At 45.9% G+C, this 15,712-nt stretch carries 13 protein-coding genes; 6 read left to right on the top strand and 7 right to left on the bottom strand.

All coding sequences use genetic code 11. The annotated features are described in order from the left end of the window. Nucleotides 1-3 precede the first annotated feature (3 nt). From dnaN to acnA, 4 genes are all read right to left on the bottom strand, one after another. On the bottom strand, nt 4-1,122 hold the full coding sequence (gene dnaN / locus H3S82_RS02655) for a DNA polymerase III subunit beta (protein ID WP_077970092.1): 1,119 nt from the start codon (nt 1,120-1,122) through the stop codon (nt 4-6). Nucleotides 1,123-1,319: 197 nt separating this feature from the next. Then, nucleotides 1,320-2,819 (bottom strand): chromosomal replication initiator protein DnaA, encoded by a 1,500-nt coding sequence (gene dnaA / locus H3S82_RS02650; protein ID WP_198237106.1) that lies wholly within the window; start codon nt 2,817-2,819, stop codon nt 1,320-1,322. Between the two features lie 905 nt (nt 2,820-3,724). Next, a complete protein-coding gene (gene rpsT, locus H3S82_RS02645; RefSeq protein WP_077970082.1) occupies nt 3,725-3,991 on the bottom strand; it encodes a 30S ribosomal protein S20 in 267 nt (88 codons plus the stop codon). A 210-nt stretch (nt 3,992-4,201) separates the two neighbouring features. Next, on the bottom strand, nt 4,202-6,895 hold the full coding sequence (gene acnA, locus H3S82_RS02640; protein WP_198232601.1) for an aconitate hydratase AcnA: 2,694 nt from the start codon (nt 6,893-6,895) through the stop codon (nt 4,202-4,204). A 298-nt stretch (nt 6,896-7,193) separates the two neighbouring features. Between acnA and ccmA the strand changes: the two genes are divergently transcribed. The 5 genes from ccmA to H3S82_RS02615 all read left to right on the top strand — a co-directional run bounded on the left by ccmA (nt 7,194) and on the right by H3S82_RS02615 (nt 10,164). Then, nucleotides 7,194-7,817: a heme ABC exporter ATP-binding protein CcmA gene (gene ccmA, locus H3S82_RS02635; protein WP_198225375.1), complete on the top strand. Its 624-nt coding sequence runs from the start codon at nt 7,194-7,196 to the stop codon at nt 7,815-7,817. Next, the gene (ccmB, locus tag H3S82_RS02630; protein WP_198232600.1) at nt 7,817-8,482 is read left to right on the top strand and encodes a heme exporter protein CcmB; all 666 of its coding nucleotides are present in this window, start codon (nt 7,817-7,819) and stop codon (nt 8,480-8,482) included. Before ccmA ends, ccmB begins: the two co-directional genes overlap by 1 nt. 91 nt (nt 8,483-8,573) lie before the next feature. Then, on the top strand, nt 8,574-9,344 hold the full coding sequence (locus H3S82_RS02625; protein ID WP_198232599.1) for a heme ABC transporter permease: 771 nt from the start codon (nt 8,574-8,576) through the stop codon (nt 9,342-9,344). Beyond that, the gene (gene ccmD, locus H3S82_RS11150; protein ID WP_246785225.1) at nt 9,341-9,556 is read left to right on the top strand and encodes a heme exporter protein CcmD; all 216 of its coding nucleotides are present in this window, start codon (nt 9,341-9,343) and stop codon (nt 9,554-9,556) included. Before H3S82_RS02625 ends, ccmD begins: the two co-directional genes overlap by 4 nt. 5 nt (nt 9,557-9,561) lie before the next feature. Continuing rightward, nucleotides 9,562-10,164 (top strand): DsbE family thiol:disulfide interchange protein, encoded by a 603-nt coding sequence (locus H3S82_RS02615; RefSeq protein ID WP_198232598.1) that lies wholly within the window; start codon nt 9,562-9,564, stop codon nt 10,162-10,164. A gap of 253 nt (nt 10,165-10,417) precedes the next feature. On the opposite strand, the gene H3S82_RS02610 is transcribed toward H3S82_RS02615, so the two are convergent. Together H3S82_RS02610 and H3S82_RS02605 are read right to left on the bottom strand one after the other, a co-directional pair. Next, a complete protein-coding gene (locus tag H3S82_RS02610) occupies nt 10,418-11,893 on the bottom strand; it encodes a RimK family protein (RefSeq protein ID WP_198232597.1) in 1,476 nt (491 codons plus the stop codon). 6 nt (nt 11,894-11,899) lie between these two features. After that, entirely contained in the window at nt 11,900-13,000 is a 1,101-nt protein-coding gene (locus H3S82_RS02605) for a GNAT family N-acetyltransferase/peptidase C39 family protein (RefSeq protein ID WP_198232596.1), read from the bottom strand. 342 nt (nt 13,001-13,342) lie between these two features. On the opposite strand from H3S82_RS02605, the gene H3S82_RS02600 reads away from it, so the two are divergent. After that, nucleotides 13,343-13,954, top strand: a complete 612-nt coding sequence (locus H3S82_RS02600; RefSeq protein WP_198225382.1) for a transglutaminase-like cysteine peptidase — start codon at nt 13,343-13,345, stop codon at nt 13,952-13,954. Nucleotides 13,955-14,469: 515 nt separating this feature from the next. On the opposite strand, the gene H3S82_RS02595 is transcribed toward H3S82_RS02600, so the two are convergent. Next, a complete protein-coding gene (locus H3S82_RS02595) occupies nt 14,470-15,576 on the bottom strand; it encodes a PLP-dependent cysteine synthase family protein (protein ID WP_369459004.1) in 1,107 nt (368 codons plus the stop codon). Nucleotides 15,577-15,712 lie beyond the last annotated feature (136 nt).

Below are 15,712 nucleotides of genomic sequence, written 5' to 3'. Positions count from 1 at the left end.
TCTCTAAACACGCATTGGCATTAAAACGTAAAGTGCGTCAGCATCGTCACTATCGCGAATAAGCGTTGGTGCGCCCGCGTCAGCGAGCATGAATACCGCGTTTTCACCGTTGAGTTGAGCCATAATATCAAGAAGATATTTTGAATTGAAACCGATTTCCAACGGTTCACCTTCATAATCGGCAACAATCTGGTCTTCCGCACTTCCCGAATCCGGATTATTAACCGTGAGTGTCAATTGCCCATTTTCGATTGTCAATTTAACAGCACGCCCGCGATCACTGGAAATGGTCGATACACGGTCGACTGCCGCAGCAAAACTTTGACGGTTGATCGTCAGCTTTTTGTCATTGCCCAAGGGGATGACACGCTGATAATCGGGAAATGTCCCGTCTATCAATTTCGACGTCAGCACAACAGAAGCAATTGTGAAACGTATTTTTGTTTCGGAAACCTCTATCTTTATTTCGCTTTCGGCTTCCTCTCCCAACAATTTCTGCAATTCACCAACGGCTTTACGAGGAATAATAACACCGGGCATTCCTTCAGAACCTGACGGTGCGTCGGTTTCCGCTTCGGCCAGACGGTGACCATCGGTCGCAACTGTACGTATTTTCAGGCCTTTATCGTCAATGACGTGAAAATAGATACCATTGAGATAATAACGCGTTTCCTCTGTGGAAATAGCAAATTGTGTGCAGTCGATTAATCGTTTTAAAGCCGCAGCCGATAAACTAAAACTATGGCTGAAATCTCCGGCATTAAGTTCCGGAAAGTCCTCTTTGGGCAAACATTGCAAACGGAAGTTCGAGCGTCCGGAAACGACCTGCATAGCGTTGCCGTCATCGGAAACCGAAAGCATAATCTCGCCACCTTCGGGAAGCTTGCGCACGATCTCGTAAAGAAGGTGGGCAGGAACAGTTGTCGAACCTGCTTGTTCGATATTTGCAGATGTTGTTTCAGTGACCTCAAGATCAAGGTCGGTTGCCTGCAATTCGACACCGGAATTAACTGTATTGATAAGCACATTGGACAGAATAGGAATCGTATTGCGCCGTTCGACAACACGATGAACACGGCCGAGAGATTTTAACAGATGGCTACGATCGACTGTAATGCGCATATTGGACACTCTCTAAATTATTCTGCCAATTAAAAAGGGTTCTAACTGAATAAAACAAGATGTAGTGATTCCTTTTAAGCCAAGGAATCACCCGACAAGAAAAACAGATAAAAACCAGATTGGCAATATTCTTGCATAAAATACAAGATACTACTCTCTGACAGAGTCTATTGAGACTTGTTCTCTCAAAGGCCTGTTCAAGCCGATTGCTCGTCAATCAGGCGCTTCAAGAGCTCCAATTCTTTGGCCAATTGCTGATCGGCACCGACCATATCTTCAATCTTGCGCACTGCATGAAGGACAGTTGTGTGATCCCGTCCGCCAAAGCGACGGCCAATTTCCGGAAGCGAGCGTGGTGTCATCATTTTTGCAAGATACATCGCAACCTGACGCGGTTTAACAATTGTCCGCGTACGGCGATTCGACAACAAATCCTGCTTGGAAACATTATAATGACGAGCCACAACACGCTGGATTTCTTCGATACGAATCCGCTTCGGCTCACCCGAGCGCGTCAAATGGTCCAACAATTCGTCAATACGATTGAGCGATAGATCCGGCTCAAAAGATTGACGGAACAGAAGCTGGTTAAATGCCCCTTCAAGATCGCGCCCCGAACCGGAAACAGTTCTTGCAATATGGGATAGAACCTCGTCGGGAATCGAAATAGACGGATCATCATGTTGGGCTGCTTTCAAGCGCTTGCGCAACATTTCGAGCCGCATGTCATAATCAGGCGACTCAATTTCGAGCGAAACACCACCCTGCAAACGTGAGCGCACCCTGACATCCAATGATTCAAGCTCGGCTGGCGCCCTATCAGCTGCCACGACAACCTGTTTTGCACTATCAAGCAACATATTGAGCAAATGACAGAATTCATGCTGAATCGATTTGCCCTGTAAAAATTGCATATCGTCAATAATAAGCAGGTCGATATCTCGCAATTGTTCTTTAAATGACAAAGCGTTGTTATCGCGGATCGCCGTTGCAAAACGCCACATAAAATATTCGGCGGTCAAATAGATGACGCGAACAGGCGTTGGACGCTGCAAAGCGGCAGCAGCAATTGCTTGCAAAAGATGGGTTTTTCCCAAGCCTACGGCCGCATGAATAAAAAGCGGGTTGAAGCGCAAAGCACTTTTATGGCTTTCGGCAATCGAACGGGCTGCAGCAAGAGCCACGCGATTGGACGGACCTTCAACAAAGGTATCAAAGGTATAGCGCGAATCAAGTGGAGAGCCAAAAACACTCTGTTGGGCTTCTCCGGAAAAACGCTCTATGCGGCCATGAGAAGACGACACAACCATGTTTTCCTGATGGTTTTGAACATGCGTCTCTTCTTCTTTTCGCGGAGTATGATGTTTAACCACACGATTCATTCCGCGCACAACAACGTCAACCCGCAACAGCGTCGGACATTCTTGGCGCCATAGCTCGGTCAGAATCGTCGCATAATGGTTGGTAATCCATGAACGTAAAAAAGCTGTCGGAACAGAAAGTCGTACTTGGCTACGGCTGAATTCATCGAGTTGCAGACGACCGAACCAGCTCGTATAAGCCTCATTACCGACATGAACTTTCAACTGTGCCATAACACGTGCAAAAAGTTCGTCCCCTTCATCTTGTGCAACCAAATGATGAACATCATCATTTACTTTGGTTTCACCAGAAACAATCCCATTCAAATTTGACATCTTACGCAACATTCTCTCTGACAAAGACAAATGAAAACCGAACGGTTACAACACGCTCGCGGTCCAAACATCCTTGCCTTGAATAACCAAAAATAAAACTACTCCGCGAAAAACAGACCGACACGTTTGTTAACCCTCTTAACAAACCAAAAACACATCCATTCAACACGAAAAACTCAACTCACCCCAAGAACTTCCCCTTAACAACAAGCGCCACCTCGATGCCAAACCACATAAGGCAACCAAGATCGCTCTGTTTCGTAATTCCCTTTCCATCTACTTGTACCAAACCTGGTGGTGACAAAAACATGTTCTGTTCCATCAAGTTTCACGACTTCAACCCCTTAGAAAAAACAAAGAGCATTTTCATTTGATAGCGTTACTACCTTTGTTATCCGCTTATCGTCAACCGATCAGAGAAGACTCAAAGGCAGCAGGCTGGAAAGTTATTAATTGCAGTTAGACCATACAAAAACGCCGTCCATAAATGCAAGGGGTAAAACTCAACTGGAAATTGCGTTCCTATTCTATTTTTCCGATATTCGTTAACAGGAACAGCGCGTAATTACTTTGAATCAATAAGCTTTTTCGAAACGGCTATGGCGCTTGCCGGTCGACAAAATCCCTTAAAAAAAAATTAAAAAAAAAAGCTTGACAAAATATGAGCGTTCCAAGGCTTTTTTGTCATTGTGGATAAGGCTGTTAGGTAATTGTTTTTAAAGGTTTTTTTACAAAAAAATAAAATGATATTTCTTTCTAAAATTAATCATTTTTACGGTTAATTATTCCACCGCCCTAAAAAAAATAAAAACGAAAAAAACCGGCACCCGAAAGGCACCGGTTTTTGAAAATCTACAAACCCGCTCAACCGAGAAAAAACTCCTCGGAAGCGTTCTTTCAAACAATCAGGCAGAAAGTGATTTCAACTTTTTGGCTAAACGTGAAACTTTGCGCGAAGCCGTATTCTTATGCAGAACACCTTTTGTGACAGCACGCATCAATTCCGGTTCAACCGTCTTGAAAGCAACTTCGGCAGCCGCCTTATTGCCGGCAGCAACTGCATCATCAAATTTGCGTACAAATGAACGAACACGTGTACGACGGGATTTACTAACCTCTGTGCGTGCTGCAATCTTACGCACTGCTTTTCTGGACGAAGGTGTATTCGCCATAAGTCTATCTCTCTCTTCTTATTGACCGGCTTTTAAGCCTAGAAACACAAACTGCGGCCGAGAGCCGCTTAATCTTGGCGGGCTTATAGCGTAATTTCGCTGGGTACGTCAATGAGATTCTCTGAAATTGTCGGTTAAAAATAAACGGGCCGTAATTTTACGACCCGTTTATGTGTTTTATAACCCATTTATCGTTTTATGAGTTGCCAATCAGCCTTCTTTGGCAAGGTTGCGTAAAACATATTGCAAAATGCCGCCATTATGGAGGTAATCAAGTTCATCAACAGTATCGACCCGGCAAAGAAGCGGAACTTCCTTGACGCTGCCGTCACCGAATTTGACCTTGGCAACAGTTTTTTGCCGTGGCTTCAGATCGTTGATGCCATCGATCGTGATGACTTCATCGCCTTTCAGCCCCAATGAACGCCAGCTCTGTCCATCCTCAAAGACAAACGGTACAATTCCCATACCAACAAGATTGGACCGGTGAATACGCTCGAAAGATTGAGCAATCACCGCACGCACGCCCAAAAGATTGGTTCCTTTGGCCGCCCAGTCACGTGATGACCCGTTACCATATTCGATGCCGGCGAAGACAACGAGTGGCACATGCTCGCTCTTATACTGCATAGCAGCATCATAGATCGATTCTTCTTCCTTGGATGGATAGTGAATGGTGTAGCCACCTTCGCGTCCATTCTCGCCAAGCATAAAGTTACGGATACGGATATTGGCAAATGTGCCACGCATCATCACTTCATGGTTACCACGACGGGTACCATACTGGTTGAAATCGGCAGGTTTTACACCATGTTCGATCAGATATTTACCGGCCGGAGAATCAACCTTGATAGAACCGGCAGGCGAAATATGGTCTGTCGTGATCTTGTCCCCGAAAAGTCCGAGGATACGAGCTCCGTCAATATTCTTGAGCGGTGCAGGTACTTTCGGCATGTTTTCAAAATAGGGAGGATTGCGAACATAGGTCGAGTCTTTGTCCCAAGCATAGGTTTCACCTGCAGGAACCTTGACTTTCTGCCAGTTTTCATCGCCCTTGAAGACATCCGCATATTTTGATTCAAAAATCTTGCGGGTAACATTCTTTTCGATGAATTCCTGAACTTCCTGCGAAGTTGGCCAGATATCCTTCAGATAAACCGGTTTGCCATCCTTGCCGGTTCCAAGAGGTTCTTTTGTGAGATCCTTGGTGATGGTTCCAGCCAAAGCATGGGCAACAACAAGTGGCGGTGAAGCAAGGTAGTTTGCCTGAACATCAGGAGAAACACGTCCCTCGAAGTTACGGTTTCCTGAAAGAACCGCTGCAACAATCAATCCCTTGTCATTGATGGTTTTCGAAATCGCCGGCGGCAGAGGACCCGAGTTACCGATACAGGTTGTGCAACCGAAACCGACGAGATTGAAGCCCAAAGCATCAAGATCTTTTTGCAGTCCGGAATTGACCAGATAGGCTTCAACAACCTGCGAGCCCGGAGCCAGTGAAGTTTTAACCCACGGCTTGGATTTCAAGCCTTTGGCAACCGCGTTTCGGGCAAGTAGACCTGCCGCAATCAGAACACTCGGATTGGATGTGTTGGTGCAAGAGGTGATCGCTGCAATAGCAACATCTCCGTGACCAATGTCGAAATCCTCGCCTTCAACCGGATAACGAGTTTTTTCACCGGTTGTTTTCTTATATTCGTTGTGAAGCGCTGTCGAAAAACTTTTGCCGACTTCTTCAAGCGGCAAGCGCCCTTCCGGACGTTTCGGCCCTGCCATAGACGGCACAACCGTTCCCATATCAAGTTCGATTGTATCGGTAAATACCGGATCGGCTGTATGGGAATCATGCCACATGCCTTGAGCTTTTGTATAAGCTTCGACAAGTGCAATCCGTTCTTCTTTACGACCTGTCATATTGAGGTAACGGATGGTTTCCTGATCAATCGGGAAAAAGCCGCATGTCGCGCCATATTCAGGGCTCATATTGCCAATTGTCGCACGATCGGCCAAAGTCATATGTTCAAGACCCGGACCAAAGAATTCGACAAATTTGCCGACCACGCCTTTTTTACGCAACATCTGTGTTACGGTCAAAACAAGATCGGTGGCTGTAATGCCTTCCTTGAGTTTGCCTGTCAGGCGGAAGCCGATAACCTCCGGCAACAACATCGAAACCGGTTGGCCAAGCATGGCAGCTTCAGCTTCAATACCACCAACGCCCCAGCCGAGAACACCAAGACCGTTGACCATTGTGGTGTGGGAATCGGTACCAACGCAGGTATCGGGATAAGCTATTGTGTGGCCATTTTCTTCTCTCGTCCAAACACATTGGGCAAGATATTCAAGATTGACCTGATGGCAAATACCTGTCCCCGGAGGAACAACCCGGAAATTCCGAAAGGCTTGTTGCCCCCATTTCAGGAAACGATAACGTTCGCCATTACGTTTATATTCGAGTTCCTTATTATGCTCGAAAGCGAGCGGATTACCAAAATCGTCAACGATTACCGAGTGGTCAATGACGAGGTCAACCGGAACCAACGGATTGATTTTTTCCGGATTTTCACCAAGTTTCACCATTGCGTCACGCATCGCGGCAAGATCGACAACCGCTGGAACGCCGGTAAAATCCTGCATCAAAACGCGTGAAGGGCGATAGGCGATTTCAGCACCTGCTTTTCCCTTGTCGTCTAGCCATTTGGCGATATTTAAAATGTCGTCTTTCTTGACCGTGCGACCGTCTTCAAACCGCAACAGGTTCTCTAGCAGAACCTTCATTGAAAATGGCAAGCGGGAAATGTCAGGCAGACCGTTCTTTTCGGCTTCTGTCAGACTGTAATAAATATAGTCCTTGCCATTTACATGGAGTGTTTTGCGGCACTTAAAACTATCTATTTGAGACACGACTGTTCGTCCTTATATTTGTGCGAGCCTTAGCTCCTGGAACGAACGCCACAAACTGCGGGTCAAGATCGCAGCTACGGTGCGGGTGCAGTCATTTCCGCTGTCCGTTCCTCAACCGCCAGAACAAGCAGATTTGGAGACCGGCCCAAAAATTGTCCCACACCGACCGCTGGTATGGTAAATCTGATATAAGTCCTTTTCTGGAACTGTTCCAGACGTAATCCATTAAAAAAAATGTGTTTACTTGTTTAAAGGCTCCGGCCATCTTAAGAAAGGTTAAGCAAAATCCGGTGGTTACATGGAAATAACAGCAATTGATCTGAGTGCAAAACGTGGTGAAGAAGTGTTGTTTCAACACTTGCACTTTACAATCCACGATAGAGAATTGCTCACAATCACCGGTCCAAATGGTATCGGCAAGTCGACTTTGCTGCGAATCATTGCAGGCTTCTTGCCCGCCAATGAAGGAGAAGTCGCAGCACAAGAAGGTGATCAACGCTTTCCCGTTGCTCTTGTCAGCCATTATCTTGGCAGTCAAAACGCCATGAAAACGCATTTGACCGTTTTGCAAAATCTCGAATTCTGGTCGAATTTCGATTCAGCGCAATTGTTGTCGCCGATGGAAGCACTCGATCAAGTCGAACTTTCAGGAATCGAGCATCTTCCCTTCGGTGTCCTTTCAACCGGACAGAAAAGGCGCGTTGCCATTGCGCGATTGTTATTATCCCATCAGCCTTTATGGCTCCTGGACGAGCCGACATCAGGACTCGACAAACATGCAAGTGCAATTTTTGCAAAGATTATGGAAGAGCATAGAAACCGTTCGGGCATGATTATTGCTGCAACCCATTTACCGCTTGGCATAGAAGAAAATCGTCATATTCTCCTTGACGATTACCTTCCCGATTTCGAGGACAGTTGATGAAAGCTCTTTTCTTGCGCGATTTGCGAATTGCTTTTGGTCCGGGAAGTTCTTTATTGACGGGACTTCTGTTTTTTGCAGCAATTATTATCATAACTCCGTTTGCTGTCGGACCTGATCAGGAAATTTTGTCACGCATTGGTCCGGGAATGCTGTGGGTTGGAGCGCTTCTTTCAATTTTGCTCGGTTTAGACCGCATGTTCCAGACCGACCGTGATGATGGCAGCCTTGATCAACTGATATTGTCCCGACACAGAAAAAGCTTGAGTCTGATCGTTTTTACAAAATGCTTGGCGCATTGGTGTGGAACTATTCTGCCTCTCATTCTTTTTACTCCTGTGCTTGGATTGATGCTCGGTCTTGGTGGAACAGCAATAGGCGGTCTTATGCTCACACTTTTATGTGGTACACCTGCGATTACCCTGATTGGTGCAGTCGGTGCGGCGCTAGCAACCTCGCTACCGCGTGGCGGCGTATTAATATCGGTTATTGTTTTGCCGCTTGCTGTGCCGGTTATGATTTTCGGGGTATCCGCAGCCTATGCAACCACCGCTCCGGGCATTTCGTTTATAAACCCGTTACTGTTTTTGATCGCTCTGTCACTGTTCTTTTCGATTCTTGGTCCATTGGCAGCAGCTTTGACACTTGCTTCATTATCGGACTAGACATCACATCTTTGTCAGATTGGTGTCATATGTTGGTCTCTATGAAGAAAGATAATTGCGACAAAAGCAAAACCCGATAATAAGGGATATCATGGAATTGATACAAAAGAAGACAAACTGGTTGCAATCATTGGCCAACCCGACCCGTTTCATGGGGCTGAGCGGTAAAGTTCTGCCGTGGCTTAGCCTTGTTGCTGTTATTGTTCTCGCCTGTGGCCTTTTCATGGTCATGCGCTCGCCCGACGATTATCAGCAAGGCATGACAGTACGCATCATGTATCTTCATGTGCCTTTTGCATGGCTTTCCATGTGCTGCTACACGCTGATGAGCGTTTCGGCACTGGGAACTTTGGTCTGGCGCCATCCGCTTGCCGACGTATCGCTTAAAAGTGCTGCTCCGATTGGTGCCACTTTTACTGCTCTTGCCCTTATAACCGGCTCTCTCTGGGGGCGGCCAACATGGGGCACATGGTGGGAATGGGATGCCCGACTTACTTCCGTGCTCGTATTGTTTTTGATTTATCTTGCGATTATCGCGCTTTCACGCGCGTTCGACGATGCAACAAAAGGCGCAAAAGCTGCGGCTATCCTGACACTTGTCGGCTTCATTAACATACCGATTATCAAATTCTCCGTTGAATGGTGGAACACACTTCATCAACCCGCCTCTATTCTCCGTAAAGGCGGCTCGGCTATTGATAGCGCCATGTTATGGCCGCTCTTTACTATGGCTATCGGTTTCACATTGGCCTTTTTTGCCCTTTATCTTGCGAGCATGCGTACCGAAATTACTCGTCGGCGTGTGGAAACAATGCAAAGAATGGCTGCTCGACGCCTGCGTCAGAAGGAAAACGTAAAATGACCACTGAAAATGCAACCGGCATTTCCGATCGTATTGACATATTTCTGGGCCATTTCGACCATAGCCAGATTGTCACCATGAGCTATGTTGTCTCGGCCGTTGTCCTGTTATTGCTGGTTTTATACATTGTTCTTAATGGTCGTCATCAAAAAGCCCGGCTTCAAAAACTTGAACAGTCAAATGCCATCCGTGCCAACAAAGTGAAATCGTGAAGATCATGGACGCGCCCAAGAAAAAAATGAGTGTTCCGGTGATGATCGCCCTTTTTGGGCCGTTCATCCTGTTTGTTGTTCTGGTTGTTATCATGTTTAACCATATGGAAACAACCAATCCGGACACGGCCAATCTTGTTCCCAATGCACTTGCCGGCAAACCTGCGCCTGCAACAGTTTTGCCCCTACTTGGTCAAACCGGCTCCTTCAACCCTGAAGATTTCAAGGGGCGCGTCACACTTGTCAATTTCTGGGGGTCATGGTGTCCACCATGTCGTGACGAACATCCCACCCTTATCGAAATCTCGAAAGACAATCGCTTTGACCTTGTCGGCATCAATTACAAAGATAAAGAAGAAAACGCGATACGCTTCCTTGATAATTTCAGAAGTCCGTTCAAGCTTGTCGGCTTTGATCCGAGCGGCCGCGCAGCAATTGATTGGGGGGTATACGGACCACCGGAAACTTTTCTTTTAAACCGTGAAGGCATAATTATATATAAACATATCGGGCCATTAACACCGCAAATCTATAAAGATGAAACATTGCCACAAATTGAAAAGGCACTGAATAGCAAGCTTTCTTCGTCCGATAATTCTGCACCCTGACGACGGGCCTGAAAACGGACAGAGCGTCATTTGCGCCAAAACAGCGATGTTATCATATCGGCCTTTGTGATTTTCAATTTTTGTTTTTGTGATCGAAGGGGAACGGGAATTCACTCATAGTTCCACTCAAAAACGATGTTTTAAGGAAACGGAAGAAGCCCCCGTTTTTGCTTGGCAATGAGATAAACGGAATTCTGACGAGATATGAAAAAACCGGCAACACATTGCCGGTTTTTCTCTTCAGGTCTTCAAATCAACGTTCAAGGCGCTCGATAAACCAGCGTGTGAGATTGATCCAGACATCGTCTTTTTCGGCCAGATCTTCGACCCCGTGTTCGATATTGGGGTTGTCGTTGACTTCAATGACCACAATACCTTCATCGGTTTCTTTAATATCAACACCATAAAGGCCATCGCCAATGCAACGGGCCGCCTTCAAACCGATTTCGACAACTGCCGGCGGTGCATCCGGAATAGAATAGGTTTTAAAACCACCTTCCAGCGGTTCACCACCATTCGGATCATGTTTAATAATTTGCCAATGGTGGGGCGCCATTTCATACTGGCAAACAAAAAGCGGCTTGCCACCCAACACACCGACACGCCAATCGAATTTGGTCGGTAAATATTTTTGTGCCAGCAAAAGATCACTATCTTTGAGCCACTCATGGGCAAGGCGGCGTAATTCTCCCATCGAGCCAACGCGTTTCACCCCGCGTGAAAACGAAGAATCCGGAATTTTCAACACCATCGGGAAGCCGAGCGTATCTGCCGCTCTTACCAGATCATCATTGCCACCGATCATCACTGTGGGGGGAACCGGCACACCATTCGCGCGCATCAACTCGTCAAGATAGACTTTGTTTGTACAGCGGATCATCGACATCGGGTCGTCGATAACCGGCATATTTTCCTGTTCCGCGCGACGGGCAAAACGATAGGTATGATTGGATATATTGGTTGTTTCACGAATAAACAGCGCATCGAAATTGGCAAGACGGGCAAGATCTCTTGCCCCGATCGGTTCGACTTCCACACCAAGGCGGGCGGCAATTTTTGCCCAATGCTTCAAATCGGCAACGTTTGTTGGTGGCAATTCTTCTTCCGGATTGCATAAAACCGCGAAAGTCCAACGTGGCGGCACTTTGTGACGGGCTTCTTTCCAGGCCCGTGTCGTATAAGTTTCCATCGCATTATAGAAAGCGTCGCGACTTTCGCCTTCAAGTTTTTGCCAATTGGCAAAACCAATTTTGTGAATGCGTGCCCATTCACCCGGTATAACGTGAACTTCCAATGCCGGAGCCCGATACCAGTCAAACAAAAGGTGGCCGAATTTCTCAAATCGGTCACCTTTAATATCATTTGAACTATCGGTAATGCCAAAAAATACCCTGATAATTTCCGGTGCGCGTGTACCGTCTCCTTTCAGGGCTTTGTTGAGACAATCTTCAAGCTCGGGAATAGATTTTTTATATAACCGTCGTTCCGACAGGTCGATCATGGTTTCCACAGACGGTAACACACGATGGCCGCGAGCTTCGGCAAGCAGCGAACAATAATAAGCGCGGCTTTGATAACGGTAGGAACGTGACAGGTTGATAATACGGGGACGCTGACCGGCAAATAATGCCGGATTGGCCAAATAATCACGATGGGTCATGACCTTGTGGGTCGTTGCACCATTATCTACGTCAGACACTCGTCCAGCAAGAATTACACAAATAGTCATAGAAAACTAGCTTTTCTCCAATATGACGGCTGCGCGCAAACCGTCTTTTCCAAAGCGCGCAATATGATCAAACACTTGATAGTTCAAAGGCAAATTTGCAGAATCAGCAATTGTCTCGCCTGCATCTTCCTCCACCCATGGATCATGGATATGGATATGGCTTCCATCATCTCCATGAACCAGCACCCAATGAGGAATTTTTTCACCAAACATGTGATAGAAACTGATGAGCACAAGAACCAGAGCGCCTCGTGCCAAAGCAGCACGAATATCATCCAGCGTAAAAGCAGCAATCCGCACCGGAATGTGTGCTGCATCAGCCTGCTCGCGAAAATCGGTCTGGGCAATTTCCATAATTTCGCGTTTTTTGGGATCGCGCACCGAATTGATAAATAGAAATTCGTAACTTGTGACGATGATTTCAGCTTTCAAACCATAATTATGGGCAAGAACAGCAAGCCCGAAAGGCTCGCACCCCCCCGGCCCCGAAAGCATGAAAACCGTTGTTGCACCCCGCCACAGTCTAAGCTCGAACACAGGATCAAGGCGCGATTGCGGATTGAAATATTTGAGCGCCATCATCAGACAGGCAGCGCCACAGGTAAATTCCGAAGTCTGTTGATAATAGGGAACTGATGTTTCAACCGGCGTATCACCACGCAAGGTTTTTTCATAACGCAAAGCCGGCGTATGATCGGCATAATAATCAAGATAACGGCCGATCGGCCGGTAATGAAAACGTTCATAAAGCTTGATTGCGCGTTCATTGTCTTCGCGAACTTCGAGGCGCATATAAACGCGCCCTTCATCAAAAGCCGCCTGCTCTGCCGACTCTAATAACCCGGAGCCGACACCTTTTATTTTGCCACCGGGTTTGACAGCAAGTGAATAAAGGCGCGCAAGTGCTGTGCCTTTACGAAACAAAATCATTGCATAGCCGATAATTGTTCCATCAATTTCGGCAACAATCGTTCTTGCTGTCGGACGATCAATTAATGTACGAAAAGAACGACGCGATATTCTGTCGCTGTCAAAGCAGGCTTCTTCGATAGCTACAAGTGCATCTATATCGTCTATAGTTGCTTTTCGTTTAATCAAATTGCCCATTCACACACTCTCAGTTCCCGAATGCCTTTGCCTTCAAGGCTTAACACCATCCATATAAGTGATTTTTTACGCATGAATAGGCTATATTTCAGCTTTTTCAAGAAAACACTAAAAACTATCACACGCTTTTTATGAACCATCCTGTAATAACGTTTTTTTCGACATAAAAAACTATATTAACCATATCAATAGGCTAACTCATTGAAAATAAACAATTCACAAATTTAACCATAATTTAAATCTTAATAAAGTGTTGCATTCCGGTCATTGACTAGCAAGCAAGTTTGGACTTTAACCTTTTGTTAACGATCTTTATCGTGCAAAGTTAAATTGAGTACAAAAATGGTGTTTGCGTTCAGATTATTCGGAGTGGCGTTTTTAACGTTTGTCGGACTGACATCCGCAGCAAAAGCGGCTGGTGAATTTATGACCGTAAGTGGCCAAACGTCGCAGCCCATAGGGCACTACGAATTTTGTGAACGCTTGCCGCAAGAATGCAAAATACGCAACACCATTCTCCAACCGGTAAAGTTAACTCAAAATGTCTGGGATATGATGCTGGATGTCAATCATAGTGTTAATGCCCGTATTACTCCCGCAACAGACATGGAACTTTACGGCAGGGAAGAATATTGGACCTATCCGGTGAACGCCGGCGATTGCGAAGACTATGTTCTTGAAAAGCAGAAAGAATTACATGACAAAGGTATACCGCTTGCCAGTCTGCTTATCACCGTTGTGCGTAAACCTGACGGCGAAGGCCATGCTGTTTTAACTGTACGGACAGATCGCGGTGATTTTGTACTCGACAATTTGCGTGATGAAGTCTTCAACTGGAAAGACACCGAATATACATATCTCAAACGTCAATCGACACAATCTCCCGGAAAGTGGGTCAGCATCGAACAACGTGACGATATTGTTGTGAGCTCGGTCAACAATACCGGAAATTGAAAAAACAATTCACTGCCATTCGCTGCCATTGCTAATTTCGACAGTTGAACTCGCGCCTCTTCGGCTATTTGTTTTTAAAACTTTTTGTGCTGAAAAGGTGCCAGAACAGACTGCCAATCATGCACTATATGTGTTCGTGCTCATCGCCATTGTCAAACTTGTCTTGTCCCTTGCAAGATGTTTACCGGATAAAATAGAACGACCGAAAAGTTAAAAACTTGTCGCCCATCCAAGAAATTGTCATTTTTCAAGCGGAATAAAATTTCATTGTGATCAATCACCATCATTGATCGGGTGGTGGTAAAGTACTCAACACCATTATTTTGTCGGTCAAAATTTTGTCCCGGCAAAATTTTTCAAACTGATGGGGGCTTTACTCTTAGAGCATCCGCTGGGCACCCCGAAGCACACTCAAATTGCTTCAGCCTGAAAAATGACTTCCGGCAAACCGGCTTCCTGCAAAATGGGTTCAACCGGCTTGCGCCATCAAAACCGGCTAAAGGCAAAAGCAACAATCAGAAGGGTTTCCCTTCTACAAACAGTTGTTCCAGACGTTTCATATCACCGGAAATATCAAAACCTTTTTTAGCAAGCCACTGATCGTCAAGATAGGTCGACCGATAACGTTCCCCACTGTCACAAATCAATGTTACGAGCGAGCCACGCTGATGATTTTTAATCATATCGGAAATGAGTTCTGCGGCTGCATAGACATTGGTTCCGGTTGACCCGCCGCAACTGCGACCGATAAGGCGGCTTATCACACGCATGGCTGCAAGGCTTGCCTGATCGGGAACCGAAATCATCCGGTCTATCACATCCGGCATGAATGACGGCTCGACACGGGCGCGCCCGATACCTTCAATCACCGAACGACATGACTCTATTTCCTTTATCGACCGGTCGGCATAATGGAGGTGAAAAACCGAAGCTTCCGGATCAGCCACACAAAGTCTCGTTGAAAATTTGCGATACCTTATATATCGCCCCAATGTTGCCGATGTTCCGCCAGTGCCTGCACTTGCAACAATCCATTGCGGAACGGGATGCGGTTCTTTGGACATCTGGCAGAAAATTGAATCGGCAATATTGTTGTTGCCACGCCAATCTGTTGCCCGTTCGGCAAAGGTAAACTGGTCTATATAATAGCCCCCCAATTCATCAGCGAGGTTTTGAGCTGTTACATAAACCGATTTCGGATCATCTATAAAATGAACATTGCCGCCATATGCTTCTATGGCTGCGACTTTTTGCGGTGACGTTGTCCTCGGAATAACCGTCACAAAAGGAACGCCGATCAATTTTGCAAAATAGGCTTCCGACACGGCTGTCGAACCGCTCGAAGCTTCGACAATAGTCGTCTTGGGCCCAATTTTTCCATTACAAAGAGAATAGAGAAAAAGCGAACGCGCCAAACGATGTTTCAAACTTCCTGTCGGATGGCAGGATTCATCTTTCAAATAGAGCGTTATCCCGCATGAAGCCGGTAAATCATAACGGATGAGATGGGTATCGGCCGAACGGTTTATTTCCGCTTCGATAATTTCAATTGCTTTTTTAAGCCATTCCTGACTGCAAGAATGCGGCGCGTCATAGCTTACGATTGAATCAACTTTATTCACTTTAAATCTTCCTTTTGGAGAGATTTAAATTATAGAATTGAATATTAAATTTGAAGAAAATACAGTTCGTTTTTTCTAATAAATAAAAAAACCTTGGAATAAACATTCCAAGGTTTTGCTTATTATTAGTATTTTA

The sequence above is a fragment of the Bartonella sp. M0192 genome (assembly GCF_016102305.1).
Lineage (GTDB): Bacteria > Pseudomonadota > Alphaproteobacteria > Rhizobiales > Rhizobiaceae > Bartonella > Bartonella apihabitans.
The sequence above is the reverse complement of the archived record's forward strand: the minus strand, read 5'-3'. Positions and strand labels throughout refer to the sequence as shown.